The sequence below is a fragment of the Mycobacterium mantenii genome (genome assembly GCF_001667865.1).
GTDB classification, from domain to species: Bacteria; Actinomycetota; Actinomycetes; order Mycobacteriales; family Mycobacteriaceae; genus Mycobacterium; species Mycobacterium mantenii_A.
Window position 1 is genome coordinate 1 of record NZ_LZJP01000087.1, and the last position, 1,554, is coordinate 1,554.

Annotated in this window: 2 protein-coding genes; one reads left to right on the forward strand and one right to left on the reverse strand. The window is 60.4% G+C overall.

Features of this window, described 5'->3' with window-relative positions:
- Window positions 1-768: cyclopropane mycolic acid synthase family methyltransferase (locus A5688_RS13805; protein ID WP_068268145.1), on the forward strand; the 768-nt coding region annotated here is incomplete at its 5' end.
- 60 nt (window positions 769-828) lie between these two features.
- Here the strand turns inward: A5688_RS13805 and A5688_RS13810 are convergent.
- The coding region (locus A5688_RS13810; RefSeq protein ID WP_068268195.1) for a cyclopropane mycolic acid synthase family methyltransferase at window positions 829-1,554 on the reverse strand (726 nt) is incomplete at its 5' end.

The window sequence follows — 1,554 nt, forward strand, 5'->3', positions numbered from 1 at the left end:
TACACCTGCGCCTACTTCGAGCGCGACGACATGACGCTCGAAGAAGCTCAAATCGCGAAGTTCGACCTGGCGCTGGGAAAGCTGAACCTCGAGCCCGGGATGACGCTGCTGGACATCGGCTGCGGCTGGGGCGGCGCCCTGAAGCGGGCTGTCGAGAAGTACGACGTCAACGTCATCGGAATCACGCTGAGCCGCAATCAGTTCGAGTACAGCAAGAACAAGCTGGCCGCGTTGCCGACCGACCGCAACATCGAGGTGCGCCTACAAGGCTGGGAAGAGTTCGAAGACAAGGTCGACCGGATTGTCACGATCGGCGCCTTCGAAGCTTTCAAGATGGAGCGCTACTCGGCATTTTTCGAGCGCGCGTACGACATCCTTCCCGATGACGGCCGCATGCTGTTGCACACGATTTTGGCGTATTCCCAAAAGCAGCAGCATGAGCGCGGTGTTTCGATCACGATGAGCGATTTGCGCTTCATGCGATTCATCGGCCAGGAAATCTTCCCCGGCGGACAGCTGCCGGCGCAGGAGGATATCTTCAAGTTCGGTGAGGCTGCTGGCTTCTCGATCGAACGGGTGCAGTTGCTGCAGAAGCATTACGAGCGGACCCTCAACATATGGGCGGCCAATCTGGAAGCCAATAAGGACAAGGCGATCGCTGTCCAATCGCAAGAGGTCTACGACCGTTACATGCACTACCTGACGGGGTGCGAGAACTTCTTCCGCAAGGGCGTCTGCAATGTGGGGCAGTTCACGATGGTCAAGTAGGACAAAGCAATTCAGCCCCGAACGTGATTCGTTCGGGGCTGATTGCTCGTTGTGGTCCGGTTACTTTTCCAGCGTGAATTGATTGACGTCGGTGTATCCCTCACGGAACAGCTTCGCGCAGCCGGTCAGGTACTTCATGTACCGGTCGTAGACCTCGTGGGACTGGATCGCCAGGGCCTGCTCGCGATTGGCCTCGAGGGCTTCGGCCCACAGGTCCAGGGTTCTGGCGTAGTGCAATTGCAGCGACTGGACGCGGGTCAACTCGAAGCCCGTCGTCACCCCATACTCGCCGACGGTCTGCGGGGTCGGCAGCCAGCCGCCGGGGAAAATCTCGGCCAGAATGAATTGCGAGAACTGGACGATCTCGTGGGTCAGTGTCATGCCCTTGGCCCGGGCGTCCTTGAACGACGGACGAACGATGGTGTGCAGCAACATCACTCCGCCGGGCGGCAGCGCCTGGTAGGCCATCTTGAAGAAGCGGCCGTAGCGTTGCCGGCCGAAGTGCTCGAACGCGCCGATCGACACGATGCGGTCCACCGGCTCGTGGAACTTCTCCCAGCCTTCCAGCAGCACACGTCGGGTGCGGGAGGTATCCATCTGGTCGAAGGACTGCTGCACGTGCTCCGCCTGGTTCTCCGACAGCGTCAGGCCCACGACGTTGACGTCATATTTCTCGACAGCCCGCTTCAGGGCGCCGCCCCAGCCGCAGCCGATGTCCAGCAGCGTCATCCCGGGCTCGAGGTTCAGCTTTCCCAGCGCCAGGTCGAACTTCGCGATTTGAGCTTC